Origin of the sequence: Mesorhizobium sp. M1423 (genome assembly GCF_040317575.1) — a bacterium.
Lineage (GTDB): Bacteria > Pseudomonadota > Alphaproteobacteria > Rhizobiales > Rhizobiaceae > Mesorhizobium.
Genome location: NZ_JAMYKU010000009.1, coordinates 134,983 through 158,793 on the forward strand (window position 1 = coordinate 134,983; position 23,811 = coordinate 158,793).

Annotated in this window: 28 protein-coding genes; 17 read left to right on the top strand and 11 right to left on the bottom strand. The window is 62.2% G+C overall.

Annotated features, from left to right (window positions below):
* Positions 1-25: 25 nt before the first annotated feature.
* Both NKG95_RS13995 and NKG95_RS14000 read left to right on the top strand, forming a co-directional pair.
* Positions 26-646 carry a hypothetical protein gene (locus NKG95_RS13995; RefSeq protein WP_353041156.1) on the top strand — a complete coding sequence of 207 codons (621 nt, stop codon included), beginning with the start codon at positions 26-28 and terminating at the stop codon, positions 644-646.
* Between the two features lie 253 nt (positions 647-899).
* Positions 900-1,835 (top strand): ribose-phosphate pyrophosphokinase, encoded by a 936-nt coding sequence (locus NKG95_RS14000; RefSeq protein ID WP_023678427.1) that lies wholly within the window; start codon positions 900-902, stop codon positions 1,833-1,835.
* Positions 1,836-1,934: 99 nt separating this feature from the next.
* Here the strand turns inward: NKG95_RS14000 and NKG95_RS14005 are convergent, their stop codons facing one another.
* Positions 1,935-2,816 (bottom strand): AraC family transcriptional regulator, encoded by an 882-nt coding sequence (locus NKG95_RS14005; protein ID WP_353041158.1) that lies wholly within the window; start codon positions 2,814-2,816, stop codon positions 1,935-1,937.
* 129 nt (positions 2,817-2,945) lie between these two features.
* Here NKG95_RS14005 and NKG95_RS14010 point away from each other — a divergent pair, with 129 nt between their 5' ends.
* Positions 2,946-4,187 carry an MFS transporter gene (locus NKG95_RS14010; protein ID WP_353000088.1) on the top strand — a complete coding sequence of 414 codons (1,242 nt, stop codon included), beginning with the start codon at positions 2,946-2,948 and terminating at the stop codon, positions 4,185-4,187.
* A gap of 114 nt (positions 4,188-4,301) precedes the next feature.
* Here the strand turns inward: NKG95_RS14010 and NKG95_RS14015 are convergent, their stop codons facing one another.
* A complete protein-coding gene (locus tag NKG95_RS14015) occupies positions 4,302-4,979 on the bottom strand; it encodes an ArsR/SmtB family transcription factor (RefSeq protein WP_352787744.1) in 678 nt (225 codons plus the stop codon).
* A 94-nt stretch (positions 4,980-5,073) separates the two neighbouring features.
* Between NKG95_RS14015 and NKG95_RS14020 the strand changes: the two genes are divergently transcribed.
* From NKG95_RS14020 to NKG95_RS14055, 8 genes are all read left to right on the top strand, one after another.
* Positions 5,074-5,568, top strand: coding sequence for a DUF2938 domain-containing protein (locus NKG95_RS14020; protein WP_353041161.1), 495 nt, complete (start codon positions 5,074-5,076; stop codon positions 5,566-5,568).
* A gap of 254 nt (positions 5,569-5,822) precedes the next feature.
* Positions 5,823-6,467: a 50S ribosomal protein L25/general stress protein Ctc gene (locus tag NKG95_RS14025; protein ID WP_023719196.1), complete on the top strand. Its 645-nt coding sequence runs from the start codon at positions 5,823-5,825 to the stop codon at positions 6,465-6,467.
* Positions 6,468-6,490: 23 nt separating this feature from the next.
* Entirely contained in the window at positions 6,491-7,216 is a 726-nt protein-coding gene (gene pth / locus NKG95_RS14030; RefSeq protein ID WP_023719197.1) for an aminoacyl-tRNA hydrolase, read from the top strand.
* Positions 7,217-7,219: 3 nt separating this feature from the next.
* Complete coding sequence (locus NKG95_RS14035; protein ID WP_352482088.1) at positions 7,220-7,783, top strand: hypothetical protein; 564 nt, start codon at positions 7,220-7,222, stop codon at positions 7,781-7,783.
* Positions 7,784-7,860: 77 nt separating this feature from the next.
* Entirely contained in the window at positions 7,861-8,964 is a 1,104-nt protein-coding gene (gene ychF / locus NKG95_RS14040) for a redox-regulated ATPase YchF (protein ID WP_352846598.1), read from the top strand.
* Between the two features lie 214 nt (positions 8,965-9,178).
* Positions 9,179-10,153, top strand: a complete 975-nt coding sequence (gene corA, locus NKG95_RS14045; RefSeq protein ID WP_353041163.1) for a magnesium/cobalt transporter CorA — start codon at positions 9,179-9,181, stop codon at positions 10,151-10,153.
* A 135-nt stretch (positions 10,154-10,288) separates the two neighbouring features.
* On the top strand, positions 10,289-10,750 hold the full coding sequence (locus NKG95_RS14050; protein ID WP_352482086.1) for a MaoC family dehydratase: 462 nt from the start codon (positions 10,289-10,291) through the stop codon (positions 10,748-10,750).
* Entirely contained in the window at positions 10,747-11,217 is a 471-nt protein-coding gene (locus NKG95_RS14055) for a MaoC family dehydratase (RefSeq protein ID WP_023719202.1), read from the top strand. The genes NKG95_RS14050 and NKG95_RS14055 overlap by 4 nt, the downstream gene beginning before the upstream one ends.
* Positions 11,218-11,260: 43 nt before the next feature.
* Here NKG95_RS14055 and NKG95_RS14060 read toward each other — a convergent pair whose 3' ends face one another.
* The 4 genes from NKG95_RS14060 to petA form a co-directional block, all read right to left on the bottom strand.
* On the bottom strand, positions 11,261-11,806 hold the full coding sequence (locus tag NKG95_RS14060; RefSeq protein ID WP_353041165.1) for an adenine phosphoribosyltransferase: 546 nt from the start codon (positions 11,804-11,806) through the stop codon (positions 11,261-11,263).
* 214 nt (positions 11,807-12,020) lie between these two features.
* Entirely contained in the window at positions 12,021-12,893 is an 873-nt protein-coding gene (locus NKG95_RS14065; protein ID WP_353041167.1) for a cytochrome c1, read from the bottom strand.
* A gap of 89 nt (positions 12,894-12,982) precedes the next feature.
* Positions 12,983-14,284 (bottom strand): cytochrome b, encoded by a 1,302-nt coding sequence (locus NKG95_RS14070; RefSeq protein ID WP_352516104.1) that lies wholly within the window; start codon positions 14,282-14,284, stop codon positions 12,983-12,985.
* Between the two features lie 16 nt (positions 14,285-14,300).
* Positions 14,301-14,861 carry a ubiquinol-cytochrome c reductase iron-sulfur subunit gene (petA, locus tag NKG95_RS14075; protein ID WP_023719206.1) on the bottom strand — a complete coding sequence of 187 codons (561 nt, stop codon included), beginning with the start codon at positions 14,859-14,861 and terminating at the stop codon, positions 14,301-14,303.
* 280 nt (positions 14,862-15,141) lie between these two features.
* Here petA and NKG95_RS14080 point away from each other — a divergent pair, with 280 nt between their 5' ends.
* A complete protein-coding gene (locus tag NKG95_RS14080) occupies positions 15,142-15,486 on the top strand; it encodes a cupin domain-containing protein (protein WP_023719207.1) in 345 nt (114 codons plus the stop codon).
* Positions 15,487-15,513: 27 nt separating this feature from the next.
* Here the strand turns inward: NKG95_RS14080 and NKG95_RS14085 are convergent, their stop codons facing one another.
* The 4 genes from NKG95_RS14085 to NKG95_RS14100 are packed head-to-tail and all read right to left on the bottom strand — an operon-like array spanning position 15,514 to position 20,190.
* The gene (locus NKG95_RS14085) at positions 15,514-15,828 is read right to left on the bottom strand and encodes a DUF6665 family protein (protein WP_023719208.1); all 315 of its coding nucleotides are present in this window, start codon (positions 15,826-15,828) and stop codon (positions 15,514-15,516) included.
* Positions 15,829-15,851: 23 nt separating this feature from the next.
* Positions 15,852-17,735 carry an ABC transporter ATP-binding protein gene (locus tag NKG95_RS14090; protein WP_353041169.1) on the bottom strand — a complete coding sequence of 628 codons (1,884 nt, stop codon included), beginning with the start codon at positions 17,733-17,735 and terminating at the stop codon, positions 15,852-15,854.
* Positions 17,732-19,621 carry an ABC transporter ATP-binding protein gene (locus NKG95_RS14095; protein WP_352482081.1) on the bottom strand — a complete coding sequence of 630 codons (1,890 nt, stop codon included), beginning with the start codon at positions 19,619-19,621 and terminating at the stop codon, positions 17,732-17,734. Before NKG95_RS14095 ends, NKG95_RS14090 begins: the two co-directional genes overlap by 4 nt.
* A 26-nt stretch (positions 19,622-19,647) precedes the next feature.
* Positions 19,648-20,190, bottom strand: coding sequence for a hypothetical protein (locus NKG95_RS14100; RefSeq protein ID WP_352482080.1), 543 nt, complete (start codon positions 20,188-20,190; stop codon positions 19,648-19,650).
* A gap of 283 nt (positions 20,191-20,473) precedes the next feature.
* Between NKG95_RS14100 and NKG95_RS14105 the strand changes: the two genes are divergently transcribed.
* Together NKG95_RS14105 and soxR are read left to right on the top strand one after the other, a co-directional pair.
* Positions 20,474-20,932 carry a tRNA (cytidine(34)-2'-O)-methyltransferase gene (locus tag NKG95_RS14105; protein WP_353041171.1) on the top strand — a complete coding sequence of 153 codons (459 nt, stop codon included), beginning with the start codon at positions 20,474-20,476 and terminating at the stop codon, positions 20,930-20,932.
* Positions 20,933-21,102: 170 nt separating this feature from the next.
* A complete protein-coding gene (gene soxR, locus NKG95_RS14110) occupies positions 21,103-21,549 on the top strand; it encodes a redox-sensitive transcriptional activator SoxR (RefSeq protein ID WP_023719213.1) in 447 nt (148 codons plus the stop codon).
* Here soxR and NKG95_RS14115 read toward each other — a convergent pair.
* On the bottom strand, positions 21,546-21,803 hold the full coding sequence (locus tag NKG95_RS14115) for a hypothetical protein (protein WP_023679487.1): 258 nt from the start codon (positions 21,801-21,803) through the stop codon (positions 21,546-21,548). The two genes, soxR and NKG95_RS14115, sit on opposite strands and share 4 nt — an antisense overlap.
* Positions 21,804-21,906: 103 nt before the next feature.
* Here NKG95_RS14115 and hemF point away from each other — a divergent pair, with 103 nt between their 5' ends.
* The 3 genes from hemF to NKG95_RS14130 all read left to right on the top strand — a co-directional run bounded on the left by hemF (position 21,907) and on the right by NKG95_RS14130 (position 23,811).
* Complete coding sequence (gene hemF, locus NKG95_RS14120) at positions 21,907-22,821, top strand: oxygen-dependent coproporphyrinogen oxidase (protein WP_353041173.1); 915 nt, start codon at positions 21,907-21,909, stop codon at positions 22,819-22,821.
* A 257-nt stretch (positions 22,822-23,078) separates the two neighbouring features.
* A complete protein-coding gene (locus NKG95_RS14125; protein ID WP_023679489.1) occupies positions 23,079-23,339 on the top strand; it encodes a DUF1344 domain-containing protein in 261 nt (86 codons plus the stop codon).
* 286 nt (positions 23,340-23,625) lie between these two features.
* Positions 23,626-23,811, top strand: coding sequence for a DUF1059 domain-containing protein (locus NKG95_RS14130; protein WP_023679490.1), 186 nt, complete (start codon positions 23,626-23,628; stop codon positions 23,809-23,811).

Here is a 23,811-nt window from a genome sequence, read left to right on the forward strand (position 1 = left end):
TCGTCGCCAAGGAGTTTTCAGGCTAATGAGACGATCGCATGTGACGACCGTGTCATTGCTCGCGGCGCTGGCGCTGGCGGCTTGCACCAATGCGAAGGACGTTCTCGAACCCTCGGCCATCGCCCCGCAATCGACCCAATCCCTGCCCGGAGCCGGCGGCGCCGCAACGCCCCCCTCAACTGCGGCGCCGTCTTCCGGCACCGCGCCAACTGCAGATACAGCGCAGCCTCCGGCGGCAGCAGCCGTGCCGCCCGCCAAAAGCGCCGCTGCCGTTGCGCGAACCCGGCTGCAGGTGGCGCCGATCGTCGGCGCCTCGGTAGAAGCCGCGACACCGCTGACCGCCGAGCTTCAGACACGCGCCAGGCAGCGTGGCATCACCTTGGCCGGCAGCACCGACCAGACCCCAACGCACGTGCTCAAGGGCTATTTCTCGACCATGACGGAAGGCAAGGACACCACCGTCATCTATGTCTGGGACATCTATGACCCGGCCGGCAACCGGCTGCATCGCATCAACGGCCAGCAGAAGGCGCCCTCCGTCGGTGGCGGCGAAGGCTGGGCGGCGGTCGCGCCGGCGACCATGCAGGCGATTGCCGACCAGACAATCGACCAGTTCGCCACCTGGCTTGGCGGCGGCGCCGGCTGACCTGGAGCATGATTCCGAAAAGTGGAATCCGGTTTTCGGAAAAGAGCATGCTCAGACTGAAAGATAGAAGCTATCCCGATTCTGTCGGCATCGAAGTGGACCTATCGCCGCATCGTCAAGCCGTAAGCGATTATTGAGATTAGCCGGCGGATTCCCATTCACGACGCTTGCAATACCGGCGCGGGCCGCTAAAAGCCCGACTAAGAGGCTGGAGTGCTATCGGAGTCTCTCAATCCTTCGCCAGGAACGGTGCATGAAGCTCTTCGCGGGCAATTCCAACAGGGTGCTGGCCGAATCAGTCGCCCGCTACCTCAACATTCCGCTGGGCAAGGCCAGCGTCAGGCGCTTCGCTGACCAGGAAATCTTCGTCGAGATCCAGGAGAACGTGCGAGGCGAGGACGTCTTCATCCTGCAGTCCACCTCGTTCCCGACCAACGATCATCTGATGGAACTGCTCATCATGATCGACGCCTTCATGCGCTCCTCGGCCAAGCGTATCACTGCGGTTATTCCTTATTTCGGCTATGCCAGGCAGGACCGCCGCGCCTCCGGCCGCACACCGATCTCGGCCAAGCTGGTAGCCAACATGATCACGCGGGCGGGCGTCAACCGGGTGCTGACGCTGGATCTGCATGCCGGGCAAATTCAGGGCTTCTTCGACATCCCGACCGACAATCTGTTTTCCGTGCCGGTGATGGCGCGTGACGTGAAGGCGAAATACAAGCAGCTCGCCAATGTCATGGTGGTGTCGCCGGATGTCGGCGGCGTGGTCCGCGCCCGTGCCCTCGCCAAGCGCATCGATGCCCAGTTGGCCATCGTCGACAAGCGTCGCGAGCGCCCCGGCGAATCGGAAGTCATGAACGTCATCGGTGACGTGCGCGGCAAGGATTGCCTGTTGATCGACGACATCATTGATTCGGGCGGCACGCTATGCAATGCGGCCGATGCGCTGCTTGCCGACGGCGCCACCAGTGTCACCGCCTATACTACCCATGGCGTTTTGTCCGGCGGCGCCATCGCCCGCATCGGCGCCTCGAAACTGCAGGAACTGGTCATCACCGATTCCATCCAGCCGACCCAGGCAGTGCTGGACGCCGCCAATATCCGCGTCATCTCCATCGCCGAACTGATGGGTGAGGCGATCTCCCGCACGGCAACCGAGGAATCGGTGTCGAGCCTGTTCGATTAATACATGTCGCGCAAAAGTGAGCAGCGGTTTTGCGACAACGACATGCATAAAACAAGAACCTAAAGCGCGTCGCATGAGACCGGTCGAACGCGACGCGCTTTAGGGCTGCGACTCAGGCCGAGCCGGACCGCTTATTCGCCGCACACCTTCACCAGCATCACGGGCGCCGCGCATGTAACCGCGTGGCGAGGCTCCCAGCATGCGCTTGAACATGGTGATGAACGCCGGCACGCTGTCATAGCCGAGATCGAGCGCCACCCTTGTGATCGGCTCGCCGTCGGCCAGCCGTGGCAGCGCCGCGAACAGACAGGCCTGCTGGCGCCAAGTCGACAGCGACAATCCGGTCTGGCGATGAAAGGCGCGGGTGAAAGAGCGGCGGCTCATGCCGACGATAGCGGCCCATTCATCGATCGTCGCGTGCGGTGACGGTGCCGAGACGAAGCGCCGGCACAGCGCTGCCAGCCTTGCGTCGGACGGGAACGGCAGTCCGAGTGGCCGTTGCGGCAGGTTCGGGATTTCGTGCAGCAGGAGCTTCATGATCAGCCCGCCCCGCCCCTCCAGCTCGGCGCCCTGCGGCAGCTTTTCCGATTCCACGATCAGGCTGTGCATCAGGTCGGTGATGCCGACGACGCGCAACCCGTCCGGCAGGCCGGGAATGGCCTCCGGCATCACATAGACGGAGCGCATGCTGACGTCGCCCAGCATCTCAACCGAGTGTTCGGTGCCGGCTGGGATCCACATCGCGTGGTCGGGGGGCACCATCCAGCGCCCATGCCGCGTCGTCACCAGCACGACACCGACCAGCGCGTGCAGCAACTGGCTGCGGCTGTGATGGTGCCGCGGCACGTGATAGCCGTCCGGATATTCGGTCGGCAGCGCCACCGCCGGCCCGACGGCCTGCTCCAGCCATTGCCAGCGACGCTCATGCAACAGCCCACGATCGGTATCGCCCGCTCTGAACATTTCCCTGCCATGCGGCATCAGCTATGGCCCACTTGCGAAACTATTGGACCAAACCACGAAAGAAGTCGCGTGACAAGCAACGTATAAGGCAGCCGGCCCATAAGACCGCCTGCGGGAGCGCCCGCCAAAAAGACCACGGAGCCTGCCTTGACCGATACCACAGCAACCGCCGACGCCAAGCCGGCAGCGGCCAGCCACATTTCAGCTCAGGCGACGGCCTTCACCGTCATCCTGGCGGTGAGCTTCTGCCATTGCATCAACGACATCATGCAGTCGCTGCTGTCGGCGATCTATCCGCTGCTGAAGGACAATTACGGTCTCGATTTCTGGCAGATCGGCCTTTTGACTTTCACCTTCCAGGTGACGGCATCCTTGCTGCAGCCGGTGATCGGCATGATTACCGACAAGCGGCCGATGCCGTATTCGCTGCCCTACGGCATGGCCTCTTCGTTGATCGGCCTGGTCGTGCTGGCCTATGCTGGACATTACTCGCTGCTCCTCATCGGCGCCTCGCTGATCGGCATTGGCTCGGCGATCTTCCACCCGGAATCCTCGCGCATCGCGCGCTTCGCCTCTGGTGGCAGGTTCGGCCTGGCACAGTCGCTGTTCCAGGTCGGCGGCAATTTCGGCCAGGCCATGGGGCCGCTGCTGGCAGCCTTCATCGTCGTGCCCTTCGGCCAGACCAGCATCGCCTGGTTCGCCGGCGGCTCGCTGATCGGCATCATCGTGCTGTGGCAGGTCGGCGGCTGGTACAGCCGCCTGCGTGCCGCGCAGAGCACCCGCAAGACGGCAGGCTTCGTCTCGCCCTTCCCGCGCCGCAAGGTGATGGGAGCGCTGCTGGTGCTGACGCTGCTGGTACTGACCAAGAACGCCTATATTTCCAGCCTTGCCAGCTATTATACCTTCTATTCCATCCATAAATTCGGCGTTTCAGTCCAGATGTCGCAAGTCATGCTGTTCCTGTTCCTCGGCGCCTCGGCCCTGGGCATCCTGCTCGGCGGCCCGTTCGGCGACCGCTACGGGCAGAAGGCGATGATCTGGTTCTCGATCGTCGGCGTGCTGCCCTTCACCCTGGCCCTGCCCTATGCCAATTTCGAGTGGACGATGGTTCTCACCGTGCTGATTGGCCTGATCCTGTCCTCGGCCTTCTCGAACATCGTCGTCTTCGCGCAGGAACTCGTGCCCGGCCGGGTCGGCATGATCGCCGGCATCTTTTTCGGCTTCGCCTTCGGCATGGGCGGCATCGCGGCCGCCGTGCTTGGCGTCGTCGCCGACATGAAAGGCATCGATTTCGTCTTCCAGGTCTGCTCGTATTTGCCGCTACTCGGGCTGCTGACGGTTTTTCTGCCTAACATGAAGGAAGCGAGGAAGGTGACCACGGTCGGGTGAAGCCCGGGTTCGGTTTCTAAGCGAATCCCCTCTTCCGACGCGCCCGTCCAGCCGCCGTGCCATCGCCCGCTGCGGTTATTTGGGCCAGGCCCGGCGACGCCGATTTGGCGGCCGTCAGCCGCTTTCGTAGTTCGTTCCCTCTACACCCAGGCCTGCAGCTGCCCACTCGGGCAAGCCGCCTTCGAACCGGCGCGAGGCCCAGCCTCGTGCCCTCAGGATTGCCAAAGCGTCGGCCGACAGAACGCACTGGACCCCACGACAATAGGCGACAACGACCTTCTCTCGTGGAAGCTCCGCAAGCCGCTGCTCCAGCTCATCAGCGGGAATGTTGATCGCACCCGGCAAATGCCCCGTCGCGAATTCGTTCTGCGGCCTGACATCGAGCAGCACGACTTCGTCGTTTCGCATGCGGCGCACGAGTTCCTCGCGCGAGATGTTTTCCAGCCTGTCCGGCTGGCTAATGCTGTCGTTGATAAACTCACGGATCTGCTCGCGTCTATGGTTTGCAAGGCTTCGCAGCGCCGCGAACACGTTTTCGATTGGGCCATCTGCAAGCCGGTACAGAACGCGTTTTCCGTCTCGCCGGGTCTGCACCAGGCCCGCTCGCTTGAGATGTTGAAGATGCTGCGACGTATTCGCCAATGCGATCCCCGAAAGCTGCGTCAGCTGCTCGACGGCCAGTTCGCCATCGGCAATGTGACGCAGCAGAACCAGCCGGTGGGCATGCCCCAAGGTGCGGGCGAGATCCGCTACTTCGTCGAAGATCGGGTGGTGAACGTCCGTGCTTTTCATATGACTTGGCTAGCATTAATCAATCAATCAATCAATATGTTGAATGATTGATTCTAATTGGTTAATGTCTGACGGGTGAAACAGGAGAGCAAAAATGTTGGAGTTCGTTGTCCGTGCGGCCGTCATTGGTATCGGCGCGACAGCCCTGATGGACCTTTGGGGATGGTTTCTGAAGCGAAAGCTCGCGATTCCATCGCTTGATTACGCCTGGGTCGGCCGCTGGATCGGACACTTTCCGCGTGGCCGTTTCGCGCACGCGAATATCGCGCAAGCTGCTCGCGTTCGCGGCGGAACCGCCATTGGATGGAGCGCACATTACGCGACCGGCATCGTATTTGCCGCGGCGCTGATTGGAGTGTGGAGCCTCGACTGGGCACGGCACCCGACAGTGCTTCCGGCCCTGTTGGTCGGCGTCTGCACCATCGTCGCCCCGTTCTTCGTGATGCAACCGGCTTTTGGGATCGGCATCGCGGCTTCGAAAGTTCCCAATCCGCGCACTGCGCGCCTGCGCAGCCTTATGACCCATCTGTCCTTTGGCGTCGGACTGTACATTGCAGCATTGCTTTCGGTACTGCTGTTTCCGGCCTGACATTGATGGGACACGGTCCGTCCCTGGGCACCTTCCGCCCCGCTTGCACCTCGCGCCGCCTTCCGCTATAGAGCCGCCACCCGCGTAGACACCCTTGGAGGCAACGCGGCGGAAGGCCGCCTTCCCGCATGATCCCGAAAAGTGGATTCCGGTTTTCGGACCAGGTCATGCGTTAGCTATGTCGGCTTTCGACGTTTACGGCCCCGGCACGTTGCCGGCCGCGAACGCTCCAGAACAACGCGAAAGGAAATGCCATGAGCCACGATACTTACGAGCTCAAGGCCGAAGCGCGCGAACAGGTCGGTAAGGGGTCCGCCCGTGCAGTTCGCCGCAACGGTAAAGTGCCTGCAGTGATTTACGGCGACAAGCAGCCTCCCCTGGCGATTGCGCTGACCTATAAGGACATCTACTACAAGATCCATGGCGGCGGGTTTCTGACCACGGTCGCCACGATCGATGTCGACGGCAACAAGATCCAGGTTCTGCCCAAGGACTTCCAGCTCGACCCGGTCAAGGATTTCCCGGTCCATGTCGATTTCCTGCGCATCGGCAAGGACACCGAAGTCAATGTCGACGTGCCCGTGCATTTCATCAATGAAGACAAGTCGCCCGGCATCAAGCGCGGCGGCGTGCTCAACATCGTGCGCCACGAGGTCGAATTCCACTGCCCGGCCAATGCGATCCCGGATTTCATCACCATCGATCTCACCGGCACCGATATTGGCGATTCGATCCACATTTCGGCCGTCACCTTGCCGGCCGGCGTCAAGCCGGTGATCTCCGACCGTGACTTCACCATCGCGACCATTGCCGGCTCCTCGGCGATGAAGCCGGAGGCCGTAGAAGAGACGACTGAAGCGGCTGCGCCCGAAGCGGCTCCTGCCGCCGAAGAGAAGTAACCCCTTCCCGCCCGGAGGCGACGATGCTTGTCTTTGCAGGCCTCGGCAATCCGGGCGCGAAATACGCCAACAACCGGCACAATGTCGGCTTCATGGCGGCGGACGCGATCGCCCGCCGCCATTCCTTTTCGCCCTGGTCGAAGAAATTCCAGGGGCTGATCGCCGAAGGCACGCTTGCCGGCGACAAGGTGATCCTGATCAAGCCGCAGACCTTCATGAACCTGTCCGGCCAATCGGTCGGCGAAGCCTTGCGCTTCTATAAGCTCGGCCCTTCGGCGCTGACTGTCTTTTATGACGAGATCGACCTTGCCGCCGGCAAGGTGCGGGTCAAGGTCGGTGGCGGCTCCGGCGGCCACAACGGTATCCGCTCGCTCGACCAGCACGTCGGCAAGGATTTTCGCCGTGTGCGCATCGGCGTCGGCCACCCCGGCGTCAAGGAAATGGTGCATGGCCATGTGCTCGGCGATTTCGCCAAGGCCGACCGCGAATGGCTGGACGTGCTGCTCGACGCAATCGCCGATGGTGCCGGATTGCTTGCCAAGGGCGACGACAATTCGTTCATGAATCGCGTGACGCTGGCGCTGCGCGACAAGCTCACGCCGACGGACGACGACGACCGCCCGCCACCCAAGGCGCCAAAGGCACAAAGCCACGTCCGTCAGGCACGGCCGCAGCAGCCGGCGGCCAAGCTGCCCAAAACCGGCCCGATGGCGGCGATGCTGAAGAAGCTTTTTGGCGGCAAGGACTGAGCCATGAATATGGATGACGTCCAGCAATTGGTTCGCCGCGTAAGGCAGAAGTATGTTGATTATTTCGTCGCCGCTGCCGGCGAACTTGCTCGCAACGGCCAAGGATCGCATGCGACCGAGGTCAAGTTTTCGAACGTCGATTCCTTCTATCGAAATCTCATCGCGGTTGATTTCGTCGGCAATGACGGACAGCCAAATCCGCAGTTCATCAATAGCGATACCTATGTGAAATTCTCTCCGGATATTCACGCCGGGATCGGTGGAATGGATGTCCTCATCTCACCGTTCAAGTGGGACGAGGTTCATTTCAAATTCCCCGTAAATGAGCTTGACGGCGATCTCTTCGACGAATGGTTTCGCGGCTGGTTCGATATCGATGGCGAGCGTGAAACATCGGAGACCGTAGGAAGCATCATTCACAGTGCGCAATTGCTCGAGGGGCAACTGACGATCGATTTCGGAACCGCGGATGTCGACGCGTTCTGGCATCTTCTGCAAATACTGAGCAGGTCCGGCGTTCACGCGTTGGCGATAGGCACCGACGACATCGCGCAGCGTCTGAATTGAATTGCGCCTTGACGATCGTCGGCGCTTTCGCCCATAGCCCTGATCAAATTTCGATTTCCCGATAGGACCAGACAAAAATGGGTTTCAAATGCGGCATCGTTGGCTTGCCCAATGTCGGCAAGTCGACGCTCTTCAATGCGTTGACCAGGACGGCGGCGGCACAGGCCGCCAATTATCCGTTCTGCACCATCGAGCCGAATACCGGTGAGGTTGCGGTGCCCGACCCGCGCCTGCAGAAGATCGCCGCGATCGGCAAGTCGAAGGAGATCATCCCGACGCGCATCTCGTTCGTCGACATTGCCGGCCTGGTGCGCGGCGCCTCGAAGGGTGAAGGGCTGGGCAACCAGTTCCTCGCCAACATCCGTGAGGTCGATGCCATCGTCCATGTGCTGCGCTGCTTCGAGGATGACGACATCACCCATGTCGAGGGCCGCATCGATCCTGTCGCCGATGCCGAGACCGTCGAGACCGAATTGATGCTTGCTGACCTCGACAGCCTCGAGCGCCGCATCGTGCAGATCCGCAAGCGTGCCGCCGGCAAGGACAAGGAGGCAGCGACCGTACTTCCCATGATGGAAGCGGCGCTTGAACTACTGCAGGCCGGCAAGCCCGCCCGCATCCTGCTCAACGGCATCTCGGCTGAGGATCTGCGCATCCTGCAGGGACTGAACCTTTTGACGTCGCACCCGGTGCTTTACGTGTGCAACGTCGCCGAAGCCGATGCCGCCATCGGCAACGCCCATACCAGGGCGGTCGAGCAGATGGCGGCCGCGCAAGGTGCCCGCACCGTTGTGATTTCGGCGGCGATCGAGGCCGAGGTCGCCCAGCTCTCGGACGAAGAGGAAATGGAATTCCTGGCAACGCTCGGCCTGGACGAACCCGGCTTGAACAAGGTCATCCGCGCCGGCTACGAGCTGCTGCAGCTCATCACCTACTTTACCGTCGGGCCGAAGGAGACACGCGCCTGGACCGTGCACAAGGGCGCCAGGGCGCCGCAGGCGGCAGGCGTTATCCACACCGATTTCGAGCGCGGCTTCATCCGCGCCCAGACCATCGCCTATGACGACTTCGTCAGGCTGGGCGGCGAAGTGGCGGCTAAGGAGGCCGGCAAGGCGCGCGACGAAGGCAAGGAGTATGTCGTCCAGGACGGCGACATCATGCTGTTCAAGTTCAACACCTGACCAGGCGAGGGAGCCCAGCGGCCACCATTGCCGCCGCTCGATGCCAAACTTCAAAGCAGGGGTCGCAGTGCCTCTTGCGCTGCTTGACGGGCCGTCGTGCGGGGTCTAAGGGGCCTTTGCACCGGCCTCGCGCCTCACCTGCCCGTGTCCGTGCGATCTGACTGACGCGCCCCTCCAACGAACGCTCTTTGGCAACAGCAAGGGAGACCCGGCGATGATCAAGGCCTTCGTCGTCGACAATGATCGCCTGCGCCTGGTCGACGATCTCCTGCAGAACAGCGACACTGTGGTCTGGGTCGACCTCTTCAACCCGACAAAGGAAGAAGAGACGACAATTGAGACCTGGCTCGGCATCGCCGTTCCGACCCGCGACGAGATGGAAGAGATCGAGATCTCGAGCCGTCTCTACGTCGAGGACGGCGCCTACTTCATGACCGCCATTCTGCCTGCGCAGACCGAGGTGGACGATCCGTTGATGTCGCCGGTTACCTTCGTGCTCGCCGGCAGCAGGCTGATCACTGTGCGGTACCACGAACCGAAGGCGTTTAAGACCTTTCCGCAGCGCGCCGAGAAGGTGGCGACCGGTTGCACCAGCGGCGACACCATCCTGATCGGACTACTGGAGGCGATCGTCGACCGCCTCGCCGACATTCTGGAGCGCGCCGGCCGCGACGTCGAGGCGATCTCGCGCGACATCTTCGAGGCACGCTCGACCAAGGTTTCCAAGCGCAACCGCGACTTCCAGGAGCTGTTGAAAGGCATTGGCCGCAAGGAGGATCTCGCCTCCTCGGTCCGCGACAGCCTGATCTCGCTGCAGCGCCTTGCCGGCTTCCTCGCCCATGCCTCCACGCAGACCAGGATGAGCAAGGATACCCGCGCCCGCATCAAGACCTTGTCGCGCGATGTGCTGTCGCTCGCCGACCACGCCACGTTCCTGTCGCAGAAGATCAGCTTCCTGCTCGACGCGACGCTCGGCATGATCTCGATCGAGCAGAACGCCATCATCAAGATCTTCTCCGTCGCCGCTGTCATCTTCCTGCCGCCGACGCTTGTCGCTTCAATCTACGGCATGAATTTCGACATCATCCCCGAGCTCAAATGGCACTTTGGTTATCCCTTCGCCATCGGCATGATGGTGCTTTCGGCAATCCTGCCCTTCTGGTATTTCCGCCGCCGCGGCTGGCTGTAGGGTCATCAATACCTCCGCTGCGGCTTGGGCGCCGCAGGCTGGCGCACTAGAAATTGCTTGACCAAATGCCGCGCTGCCTGCATCCGGGACCCCAACCCGCAGCGATCGTACAATCCTGAACAGGATTTCCAGACCATGACCGCAAAGACCTGGGCTTATGAGGATTTTGTCGAGGGCGCTTCGCTCGACCTTGGCACCAAGCTGGTAAGCGCCGCCGAAATCATAGAATTCGCCGGCGAGTTCGATGCCCAGGCGATGCATCTCGACGAGGCTGCGGGTAAGGCCAGCATCCTCGGCGGGCTGGCGGCTTCGGGTTGGCACACCTGCGCCATGTTCATGCGCATGCTGTGCGATGCCTTCCTGCTCGACTCGACCTCCCAGGGCGCGCCAGGCGTCGACCAGGTCAAATGGAAACGGCCGGTCCTGGCCGGCGACCTGTTGAGCGGCAGCACCACCGTCCTTGCCAAGCGCCTGTCTAGATCGAAGCCCCGGCTTGGCCTGGTGACCATGCGCAGCGAGTTGTTCAACCAGCGCGGCGAAGGTGTTTTCGAGCTCGAAAACACCGTCATGTTCCTCACCCGCGAGGGCAGTGCGTGAGCCTCGACGAATTCTTCTGCATCGGTATCACCGTCACGCTCGGTTCGCATCGATTCGAACCGGAGGCGATCAAGGCGTTCGCCCGCAAATACGATCCGCAAGTTTTCCACATCGATGAAGAGGCGGCGAGGAACAGCATATTCGGCGGGCTCTGCGCCTCGGGCTGGCACACCGCCGCCACCTGGATGAAATTGAACCTCCAGGCTGGCATAGAGGCAGAGGTCGCCCGCTGGCCCGGCCCCGGGCCGGTGCCGGAATTCGGCCCCTCGCCCGGCTTCAAGAACCTCAAATGGCCCAAACCTGTCTATGCCGGGGAAACCGTGACTTTCACCCGCACGGCGCTGGCCCACCGCCCCATTGCCTCGCGACCGGGCTGGCGGCTGCTGACGCTCCGCTCAGAGGCCTTCGATTCGACGGGCGACAAGGTGATCGAATTCGAAAGTGCCGTGCTGGTGAAGGTGGGGTGAGCGGAATTCTTCCCTTCTGCCACGGGGGAGAAGGAAGAAACGCTCAATGCCCCTCAAACCCGATCAGCGTCCTCACCGGCACGTCGAGCCCCTCTAACCTCTCGCGGCCGCCAAGGTCCGGCAGGTCGATGACGAAGCAGGCGGCGAGAATGTCGGCGCCGATCTGCCGCAATAGCTTGACGGCCGCCTCCGCCGTGCCGCCGGTGGCGATCAAATCGTCGACGAGGATTACCTTCTCGCCCGGAGAAACACCGTCCTTGTGCATCTCCATCTCGTCCAGCCCGTATTCCAGGCTGTAGGCGACGCGCACCGTCTCGTAAGGCAACTTGCCCTTCTTGCGGATCGGCACGAAGCCGGCTGAGAGCTGGTGGGCGATGGCGCCGCCGAGGATGAAGCCGCGCGCCTCGATGCCGGCGATCTTGTCGATCTTCAGGCCGGCATAGGGATGCACCAGTTCGTCGATCGCGCGGCGGAAGGCCCGCGCATTGCCGAGCAGCGTGGTGATGTCGCGAAACAGGATGCCCGGCTTGGGATAATCCGGAATGGTGCGGATCGCGGCAAGCAGCGTCTCTTCGAGCGAGGACTTCATCAAGCGGCTCTCCGGGCCATTCAGATTCGGCTAAAGACGTGAAAGGAATTGGCCAATCGTAACCCGGTGCAGCCAAGTCCGGCTACCGCCATGTGACGCCTGACGGAAAATTGTCCGGCAAAGGGCCTTGTTCAGCGCCGGCTGCGATGAATCGACATGCCTGCAATGAAAAGGGCGCCTTTCGACGCCCTCGCATTCTCTTATATCGCAGGGCTCAGTGCGCCACGCCGGCCCACACCTTGCGCTTGGTCAGGTAGACCAGTGCGCCGAACAGCAGCAGGAAGACCAGTACGCGAAAGCCGGTCTTCTTGCGGTCCTCGAGGTGCGGTTCTGCCGCCCACATCAGGAAGGCCGACACGTCGCGAGAATACTGGTCGACCGTCTGCGGCGCCCCGTCATCATAGGTAACCTGGCCGTCGGAGAGCGGCTTCGGCATCTTCAGCGACACGCCGGACAGGAAGTACGGATTGTAGTGCGTGCCTTCTGGTATGACCATGCCCGCCGGCGGCTGTTGCTCGTAGCCGGTCAGCAGCGAGTGGATGTAGTCGGGGCCGCCCTGGGCATATTGCGTAAAGATGTCGAACACGAAGCGCGGGAAGCCGCGCTCGACGCCGCGCGCCTTGGCCAGCAGCGACATGTCGGGCGGTGCTGCACCGCCATTGGCCGCCGCCGCCGCTTCCTCGTTGGGGAACGGCGGCGGAAAATGGTCGGACGGCTTGCCGGGACGATCGAACATGTCGCCGGCATCGTTCGGGCCGTCATGGATCGTATATTCGGCCGCCAGCGTCTTGATCTGCGCATCCGAATAGCCAAGGCCTTCCAGCGTACGGAACGCCACCAAATTCATCGAATGGCAGGCCGAGCAGACTTCCTTGTAGACCTTGAGCCCGCGCTGCAGCTGGGCCTTGTCGTAGGTGCCGAATGGCCCGGCGAAGCTCCAGTCCATTTCCTTCGGTTCGTCAATCGGGAAATGCGTCGGCGCCGCCTCATTGTGCGCCTCTTCCTGGGCGCTCGCTCCAGTGCCTGTGGCCCCAATGCCCGCGGCCACAAGGCCAAGCAGCGCCAACGAGGCGAGAATCTTCTTCATGCCATATCCCCTTGAGATTCTCTGACGCGCGGTCATCGTCCCGAGCATGATCTTGTCCGAAAACCGGTTTCCACTTTTCGGGATCATGCTCAGCCTTTGGTTTCCGGCGCGGCCGTGGCGCCGGCAGGATGTCCACCGCCACCCTTGTTCTTCTCGAGCACCGCCTCGGTGATCGAATTCGGCAGCCGCCGCGGCGTCTCGATCAGCCCAAGCACCGGCAGCGCTACCAGGAAGAAGGCGAAGTAGAACAGCGTCGCCATCTGCGCCATGAACACATAGCTGCCCTCGGCCGGCTGCGAGCCCAGCCAGCCGAGCAGGATGGCGTCGGCCATGAACAGCCAGAAGAACAGCTTGTACCAGGGCCGGTAGACAGCCGAGCGCACCTTCGAGGTGTCGAGCCACGGCACCAGGAACAGCATTACAATCGCGCCGAACATGCAGAGCACGCCGCCGAGTTTGGAGTTGATGGGCCCGATATTGAAGGTGATGGCGCGCAGGATCGCGTAGAACGGCAGGAAGTACCATTCCGGCACGATGTGGGCCGGCGTCTTCAGCGGGTTGGCCACGGTGTAATTGTCCGGATGGCCGAGATAGTTCGGCAGGTAGAACACGAAATAGGCGAAGACGAACAGGAACACGATCATGCCGAACCCGTCCTTGATGGTCGCGTAAGGCGTGAAGGCAAGCGTGTCGGTCTTCGATTTGACCTCGATGCCGGTCGGATTGTTCTGGCCGACGACGTGAAGCGCCCAGATGTGCAGCACGACGACGCCGGCGATCATGAACGGCAGCAGGTAATGCAGCGCAAAGAAGCGGTTCAACGTCGGATTGTCGACCGCGAAGCCGCCGAGGAGAAGCTGCTGGATCCAGTCGCCAACCAGCGGTATGGCGGTGAAGAAGCCGGTGATGACGGTGGCGCCCCAGAAGCTCATCTGGCCCCAAGGCAGCACATAGCCCATGAACCCGGTCGCCATCATCAGCAGGTAGATGATGCAGCCGAGGATCCACAGCAGCTCGCGCGGCGCCTTGTAGGAGCCGTAGTAGAGGCCACGGAAGATATGGATGTAGACGGCGACGAAGAAGAACGACGCGCCGTTCGAATGCAGGTAGCGCAGCAGCCAGCCCGAATTCACGTCGCGCATGATCTTCTCGACCGAATCGAAGGCGAGAGTGCTGTCGGCCGCGTAGTGCATGGCCAGCACGATACCCGTCAGGATCTGCGCCGCCAGCATGAGCGCGAGGATGCCGCCGAAGGTCCAGGCATAATTCAAATTGCGCGGCACCGGATAGGCGATGAAGCTGTCATAGACCAGCCGCGGCAGCGGCATGCGCGAATCGAACCAGCGTCCGATGCCGGTCTTGGGCGTATAGGTCGAGTGTCCCTCGCTCATCGAAATATCCCTTGCCTCAGCCGATACGGATCTTGGTGTCGGAAATAAACTGGAACACCGGTACCGCCATGTTCTCGGGTGCCGGCCCCTTCCGGATGCGGCCGGCGGTGTCGTATACGGAACCGTGGCACGGGCAGAACCAGCCGCCGAAATCGCCTTCCTGGCCGAGCGGGATGCAGCCGAGATGGGTGCAGACCTGGACCATCACCATCCACGCTTCCTTGCCCGGCGTGGTGCGGTTGGCGTCGGTCGCCGGCGCGTCGGCCGGCAAATTGGCATTGCGGGCAATTGGATCCTTGAGCTCGGCGAGATTGACCGCCTCGCCGTCCTTCATCTCTTGCTCAGTGCGGTTGCGCACGACCACCGGCTTGCCCCGCCACTTCACAACGAGCGACATTCCTGGCGTCAGCGAAGAGACGTCGACCTCAACCGAGGCAAGGGCCAGCGTCGAGGCATCCGGACGCATCTGATCGATGAACGGCCAAGCGACGGCGCCCGCGCCGACCACCGCGGCCATGCCGGTGGCGACGTAGAGAAAATCACGACGGTTGGGATCCTGGGTGTCGGTTGCGCTCACGGGTGCCTGATCCTTTCGCCTCTTCCGTGCCGGCGGCCGAGCCTTGTTCCCGCTCAATCGCGCCGGCCCGACAGCGCATGGCGAACAGGCTAGCGAATTCCTCCGGCATTTGGGACTTGGGTTTATGCGTGAAGCCTGTTTTTGTCCAGACGGGTGAAGGCACAAGGGCAGATTGTCGCGGGGACGTAATTTGCCCGATGGAATGATTGGAAAATCGCAGGAAAACCAAACGACTGCGTTCGCCTCGACAGCGGGCGCTGGCGCGGTTTATCCTCGCCCTATGGCGCATGTTATAGACCGCGACAAATGGGCCGAGGCGCCCGACCACTGGCAGGGCGAGTTGCAATGCGGCGCCTACGGCTCCAACAGCTGCCTGATCTTCAACTACCTGCCTGAGATCGGCGGCGGCCCCAGGCTGCACAGCCATCCCTATTGCGAGATTTTTATCATCCGGACCGGGACCGGCCTGTTCACCGTCGGCGACCGGCAGATCGAGGCCACATCCGGCCAGATCCTGATTGTACCGCCGGACACGCCACACAAATTCACCAATCTCGGGCCAGGCCCGCTGGAAACCACCGACATACACGAGAACGGCAGCTTCATCACCGAGTGGCTGGAATAACGCCTCCCAAACCGATTCCGGTTCGGATCATACGCTGGCGCCGAGCCTGGCCAGCACGGCCTTGGGAATATTGTATTCCCGGATCACCGCGTCGTGCTTGCGCAGGCCGCAGAGTTCGCGCTGGATGAAATAGCCGTGCACCGCTTCGGCTGCGTCCTTGAGCAGCTGGGCTCGATCGTCGCTGTCGCCATTCTCGCGCAGCCTCGTCAGTGTTTCCTCGACGCGCCGGCCGGCGCGGCCGAGCGCTGCCGCCTTTTCGCCGAGGATTTCGTGGCCAAGCAGATCCAACGCGCTCTCCTGCGCGCCGGACCGTCCGAAATTCGATGGCATTCTCACCGCCATGGCTCACTCCGGTTTATGGAAAACTACTCCGCCGGCCGGGTCTCGGCCAACGCGCTCTCTTCGTTGAACAGGAAGCCGCCGGACTGCCGTTTCCACAGCCGTGCATAGAGCCCGTCGAGCGCAACCAGTTCGTCATGCGTGCCTTGTTCGACGATGCGGCCCTCGTCGAGCACCACCAGCCGGTCGAGTGCCGCGATGGTCGACAGCCGGTGCGCGATGGCGATGACTGTCTTGCCTTCCATCAGCCTTGCCAGATTCTCCTGGATTGCCGCCTCGATGTCGGAATCGAGCGCCGAGGTCGCCTCATCGAGCACCAGGATCGGTGCGTCCTTGAGGAAGACGCGGGCGATCGCCACGCGCTGGCGCTGGCCGCCCGAGAGCTTGACGCCGCGCTCGCCGACAAAGGCTTCATAGCCAGTACGATCGCGACTGTCGCGCAGGCCGAGGATGAACTCCTGCGCCTCGGCCTTCTCCGCTGCCGCGATCACCTCGGCGTCGGTTGCTTCCGACATGCCGAGCTTGATGTTGTCGCGCAAGGAACGGTGGAAAAGTGCCGTATCCTGGCTGACGACGCCGATATTGGCGCGCAGCGAATTCTGCGTGACCCTGGAGACGTCCTGCCCGTCAATGGTGATCTTGCCGCTCTCGAGGTCGTAGAGGCGCAGGATCAGGTTGACCAGCGTCGTCTTGCCTGCGCCGGACGGCCCGACCAGTCCGACTTTTTCACCCGGCCGCACCACGAGGTCGATGCCGTTGAGCACGCCGGACCCCTTGCCGTAATGGAACTCGACGTTTCTGACGTCGATGCGCCCACCGCCAACGAGAAGCTCTTTCGCGTCCGGCGCATCGGTCAGGCCGAGCGGCTGCGAGATCAGCGCCTTCGAGTTTTCCAGCACGCCGAGGTTCCGCAAAATACTGTTGAGCTGCATCATCAGCCGGCCGAGCAGCATGTTCAGCCGCAGCACCAAGGACAGCGTGAAGGCGACGGCGCCGACGGTGATCGAGCCTTCGACCCAGAGATAGACGGCAAAGTAGGCGATCGCCGTGATCATGATCCCCGACAGCATGGTCAGCGCCATGCGCACGCCGGTCAGCCGGCGGGTGAACGGGCGCAGCGCGTCGAGATAGATGTCGAAACCGTTCCTGATATAGCGGTCGTCGCCATCGGCCGAGAACAGCTTCAGCGTCTGCACGTTCGAATAGGAATCGACGATGCGGCCGGTGATCATCGAGCCGGCTTCGGCGGTGGCCTCGGCATGCTTGCGGATCGCCGGCAAATAGCGTCTGGCCAGCAGGCCGAAGGCTGAGATCCAGATCACCACCAGCACCGCCAGCCTGAGATCGAGCCCGGCGACCAGCGCCAGCGTCGTCACCGTATAGACGACCATGAACCAGACGACCTCGATGAAGCTTTCCATCAGATCGCCGGTCGCCTGCCCCGCCTGCCAGACCTTGGTCGCGATACGTCCGGCAAAATCGTTCTGGAAGAAGGCGTAGGACTGGCGCGACACATGGCGATGCGCCTGCCAGCGCACCAGATTATAGAAACCCGGCGTGATCGTCTGCTCGTCGACCAGCGCCGACAGGCCGACGACGATGGTGCGGATGACCAGCACCACGGCGATCATGAAGACAAGTTCGGGGCCGGCGGCAGTCCACAAGGCATGCCAGCTACGTTCGCCAGGAAGCTGGTCGAGGATGTCGACCAGCCGCCCGACGAAGTAGAACAGTCCGGCCTCGACCAACGGCGCGATGCCGCCGATCACCAGCATGGTGAAGAAAGCGATCTTCGCCTGCCCGACATAGTGCCAGAGGAAACCCCTGACGCCGGCAGGTGGCCGAAGGTCCGCGGGCTCCCGGAACGGATAGACCCAGTTCTCGAACCAGCGGTAGATGGCAGTCATCATTCGGCGGCTTCACCCTTGGCGAGTGCATCGTTGGCGGCTGCATCGTTGGCAGAGGGGCCGTCGTCGAGCAGGAAGCCGCCCGACTGGCGCTGCCAGAGCTGGGCGTAGAGCCCGCCGCTGGCAACGAGTTCCTCATGCGAACCTTCTTCGATGACGCGGCCCTTGTCCATGACGACGAGCCGGTCCATGGCGGCGATCGTCGACAGCCGGTGCGCGATGGCGATGACGGTCTTGCCTTGCATCAGTTTGTAGAGGTTCTCCTGGATGGCCGCCTCGGCCTCGGAATCGAGCGCGGACGTCGCCTCGTCGAGAATGAGGATCGGCGCGTCCTTCAGCATAACGCGGGCAATGGCAATGCGTTGCCGCTGGCCGCCGGACAATTTGACGCCGCGATCGCCGACATGCGCGTCGAAATTCTTGCGGCCACCGGCGTCCGAAAGCCCTGATATGAAATCAAGCGCTTCGGCGCGGCGTGCCGCCTCGACCAGCATCTCGTCACTGGCGTCCGGCCGGCCATAGAGGATGTTCTCGCGCACCGAACGATGCAGCAGCGAGGTGTCCTGCGTGACCATGCCGATCTGGGCGCGCAGCGAGTCCTGCGTCACCGCCGCGATGTCCTGGCCGTCGATCAGGATCTTGCCGCTTTCAAGGTCGTAGAAGCGCAACAGAAGATTGACCAGCGTCGACTTGCCGGCACCCGAACGGCCGACGATGCCGACCTTCTCGCCCGGCTTCACCGTCAGCGACAGGCTTTCGATCACGCCCTTCTGCTTGCCGTAGTGGAAGCGGATGTCCTCAAAACGGATCTCGCCCTTGGTCACGGCAATATCCTTGGCCCCAGGCCTGTCTTCGACGAGGCGGGGCAGCGAGATCGAGCTGATGCCGTCTTGCACCGTGCCGATATTCTCGAACAGCGTGGACATCTCCCACATGATCCATTGCGACATGCCCCACAGCCGAAGCACGAGGCCGATGACTAGGGCGACGGCGCCGATCGTCACGGCCTGGCCGAGCCACAGCCACAGCGAGATCGCCGTGACCGAAAACAACAGCAGCGAATTCAGGATGTAGAGCAGGCCGTAGAGCTGCGTCACCAGCCGCATCGACCGATAGACGGTATCGAGAAAGCCGGCCATGCCTTCCCGGGCGAAGGACGCTTCGCGCCGCGCATGCGAGAACAGCTTGACCGTCTGGATGTTGGAGTAGCTGTCGACGACACGGCCGGTCATGGTCGAGCGCGCATTGGCCTGCTCCTCACCGACCTTGCCCAGCCGCGGGATAAAATAGCGCAAGAGCAGGACATAGCCGGCAAGCCAGACGGCAAGCGGCGCCGCCAGCCGCCAGTCTGCCGAGCCGACGATGAACAGCATGCCGAGAAAATAGACGACGATATAATTGAGCACGTCGATGAGCTTGATGACGCATTCGCGCACCGCGAGCGCAGTCTGCATCAGCTTGGTCGCGATGCGTCCGGCGAACTCGTCCTGATAGAAGCTCATCGACTGCTTGAGCAGATAGCGATGCACCTGCCAGCGGATACGCATCGGATAGTTGCCCATCAGCGTCTGCTGGTTGAGGAGCGAATGGAACCAGACCGTCGCCGGCAGCGCGAAAACCACGATGAAGGCCATGCCGGCCAGCTTCAAGCCTTCGGTCTGCAGGAACGTCTCGCGATTCTGCGCCGACAGCCAGTCGACGATCCGGCCCATGAAGCCGAACATCCACACCTCAGCCAGCGCGATGGCCGTCACCAGCACCGCATCGAGAGCGATGTAGGGCCACGCGCCGCGCGTATAATGCACGCAGAAGGCGATCAGCGTCCTCGGCGGCTCGACCGGTTCCGCAGCCGGAAACGGATCGAGCCTTTTTTCAAACCAGCTAAACATAGTGATGCTCACAATATTGTTTCCGCTCACGCGGCACGGGAACGGACGACGTGCCCAGACCGCATGGCGTCAAGGACCGGCGATACGGAATCGTCCGCCTCGCCGGTCCTGCTTCGCGCTATATAGGTTGTCGCGGGCCTTTCGCCGACAGTCTCGTTTGACGATGCTGACGACGTTTTGACGATCCGGATTTTCGCGCCGGTTTTTGCACCAGGCCGGATCAGCCTGATGATCCGGCGCACCAGCGACGGCCGGCTATAGTCCGGAACGGCATGCGAGAAATCGACGTCCGGCAGCATGCCGCGATGCGGACGCTGGCGGGTCTCGGCGTGAACCGCCGACGAGTAGGTCTCGCCGATTAAAAGCGCCCAAGTCGCGGTTTTGCGCTCGTGCAGGCTTCTTGAGCCGGGTATTCTACAGGGATCGAACATCGGTCCGTCCTCCAGTTGAAGATGCAGATAGAAGGGTGAACCAACCCGGACCGTGGGCACGCGCCGCGCGGCAAGGGTGATATCGGTCGAAGCACGTTCAGGTGGGGCGTTCAGCCCCTTCGACAGCTTGAAAAACATCGCCGGATTCCTTCGAAGGCCGAAAAAGGTTTCGGCGGGAATCGGTGCGATTGAAGTCTAGAAGTTCAGGAGAATCGTCGTACCGAAACCGCCGTCGGGCTGGTAAGCCCACGAGAGGGGTGGTGGATGTGCATGGCCATCATGAATTACCCCTTCATCGGTTCGGGTTGACAATGCTGGCCGTATAACCGACTTCGCACAAAATGACCACCCGCCAGTCCAGGAATTTCCAAAACCGCGTGAGCTCTGTGGCTGATCTGCCACTTATTAGAAAGACGCGGAAATGAACGACCGTCTCCGCATTGCGCTCTACCAGCCGGATATCGCCGGCAATACCGGGACAATCCTGCGCTTCGCCGCTTGCCTCGGCCTTGGGGTCGACATCATCGAACCGACCGGCTTCCCGCTCTCCGACCGGGCGCTGAAACGGGCCGGCATGGACTATCTCGAAACGGCGGCGCTGACCCGGCATGTCGACTGGCACGCCTTCGAGGACTGGCGCAAAGGCGAAGCGCGGCGGCTGGTGCTGCTGTCGACCAAAGCCGCGAGCGCCTATACGGATTTCGTCTTCACCGGCGCCGACGTTCTTCTGTTCGGCCGCGAATCCGCAGGCGTTCCGGATCATGTCCACGAGGCGGCGGATGCGCGACTTACCATCCCGATGCAGGGCACCGCGCGCAGCATCAACGTCGCGCTTTCCGTCGCCATGGTGGCCGGCGAGGCGATGCGGCAGCTTGGATAGGATTTGCAGACCGTCGGCGCGCGCGGCGAGTACGGCCGCTTTCTGGTCGACGACTGCGCCCTCGCTTGTCATTCTAACCCAGGCGCACATCGCCTTCTCCTGCGGTTTGCCTATCCAGAATTTCTTCGTTACAAGCTCAACTTAACTTGAGGTCAAGCGGAAAATCGGAGATGGCTGCGGCAACGGAATTAACAGTCGGCCAGGTGGCGATGCGCAGCGGCGTCGCGGTGTCGGCGCTGCATTTCTACGAAGCGCGCGGGCTGATCCGCAGCCACCGTACCGCCGGTAATCAGCGGCGCTACGGCCGCGACGTGCTGAGGCGTGTGGCGATCATAAAGGTGGCGCAGGAGGTCGGCATTTCGTTGGCCGAGATCGGCACAGCACTTCGATCACTGCCTGAAGGCCGAACGCCGACGCGCGAGGACTGGAATCTGCTGTCGACGGCTTGGCGCGACGAACTCGACCAGAAGATTGCCCAGCTCAAGAAGCTGCGCGACGGGCTGACGGACTGCATCGGCTGCGGCTGCATGTCGATTGACAAATGCCCGCTGCGGAACAAGGGCGATCGGCTGAGCACCCGGGGGCCGGGAGCGAGACGGCTGTTGATCGAGCGTTAATCCGCCGCCGGCAGCCGCCTGATGGTGAATTCGATGACGTCGCCCGGCCGCTCGAACCAGCTTTCGATCTCTGTCCAATAGGCCTGCTTGGGAAAACGCTCGAACCACTCTTTCGCCTTGAGGCGCGCGTCGGAGCGCGGCAGCACGAAGGTCTCGCGCAGGAAGCCGTCGCGCGGCATGCGCGCGTTCTCGGCGCGTGAACGGTCGAGCCTTTTCTTCAGGCCATCCAGCGGCGGTCTTGCCGGGGTGCGCACGAAAGAACTCCATTCACACTTGACCCTTGCATCCAAGAGATTAGGGATCGCGACCGGAAAAGACGAGTCATTTGTCGGGCGCGCCCGCAACCGGAGACAGCATTTGCAACGACCCGAGATACCGGCGGGGCTGCCAGCCGACATCGAACAGAAGAAGATGAAGGCGCGCCTGTGGTTCGAGACGTTGCGCGAGCGCATCTGCGCCAGCTTCGAGCAGATCGAGCAGGACCTGCAGGGGCCGCAGGCCAGCTGGTCGCCCGGCCGCTTCGAAAAGACGCCGTGGCAACGCGATGCCGGCAAGGGCGGCGGCGGTATCATGTCGATGATGCATGGCCGCGTCTTCGAGAAGGTCGGCGTCCACACCTCGACTGTCCATGGCGAGTTCTCGCCCGAATTCAGGAAGCAGATGCCGGGCGCCGAAGAGGACCCGTCCTTCTGGGCGAGCGGCGTTTCGCTGATCGCCCATCCGTGGAACCCCAACGTGCCGGCCGTGCATATGAACACACGCATGGTCGTCACCTCGCGCCAGTGGTTCGGCGGCGGCGCCGACCTGACACCGGTGCTCGATCGCCGCCGCAGCCAGGACGACCCCGACACGATCGCCTTCCACAGGGCGATGCAATTTGCCTGCGAGAAGAACGCGGCGATCGCCGACTACGCGCAATTCAAGGCCTGGTGCGACGAGTACTTCTACCTGCCGCACCGCGACGAGCCACGTGGCACCGGCGGTATCTTCTTCGACTGGCTGCATTCGGGCGAGGACAAAGGCGGCTGGGACGCCGATTTCAACTTCGTCCAGGATGTCGGGCGATCCTTTCTCGTCGTCTACGGGCATCTGGTGCGCGCCAACTTCAATGACAACTGGACCGATGGCGACCGTGACGAGCAGCTCATCCGCCGCGGCCGCTATGTCGAATTCAACTTGCTTCACGATCGCGGCACCATCTTCGGGCTGAAGACCGGCGGCAATGTCGCCTCGATCCTGTCCAGCCTGCCGCCAGAGGTGAAATGGCCGTAAAATCTCGGTGAGCGCGACGTGAGCCGCAATCGGGTCCAAATCCCGAGAATTTGACGGCGAATGTGGCGCAAGGCGCGCCAGAAAATATCTTTTTCGTCTAATATACTATTGAAAAGATTGGGCTATTTGTCGCGTCGGGCCGGGAAACGCCGGCGGTTCTTACCCCCGAGAGCTGCGACCCGACGTGACCGGACGGCCCATGATTAAGTGGGGTACCTCTCCCAAGCAGGTGCCCGCATTTTCCAGGAGAGCATGCCATGCGCAAGCTTATTATGACCGCAGCCGCTGCTGCCGTTCTCGCCTCTGGTACCGCCGCATTCGCCGCGGTCAAGCACACCACCGGCACGATCAAAAGCTTTGATGGAACGGCGATGAGCCTAGTTCTGGATAACGGAGCCACCTTTACGTTGCCCCAGACCTTCAAGGATCCTGGCCTAAAGGTCGGCGAAAAGGTCCGCGTCACGTGGGATATGAGCGGCAAGGACAAAATTGCCGAGGCAGTCAAGATCGTGAAGTGATGGCCTGCCCGCTGGAGCAAGACAACGTCTTGCCTCGGAGGTAGCGTAGAGGGCGGAGCAGCGATGCTCCGCCTTTTCGCAAACCCGTACACTAGAACGCCGCTTGTCGGGTTGGACGCGCGGCGCTCTAAGGCAACCAAAACCGTTCGATCGTGTTATGCTTAGCTGGCCAGCGTATAACCCGAATGCCGGAACCCGGTTTCGAGATCATGCGCGAGATCAAAGGTCTGGAGCTTCCGTGTCAGTGCGCTGCGCGGCGCTCCAAGGAGGAAATGAGGAGAAGCCGATGAAGGAATTCCATTGCGGGTCGCTCGTACCCGGCTGCGAGTGGCACACACGCGCCGAGGAGGAGGCAGAGGTCATGCGTCGTGCCGTCGAGCATCTGCGCGAGACGCATGGCGAGACGGTGATCCGCGAGACGATGATCGAGGCGATCCGCTCGCGCATCGAAAAGGTCCGCGACGCAGCGTGA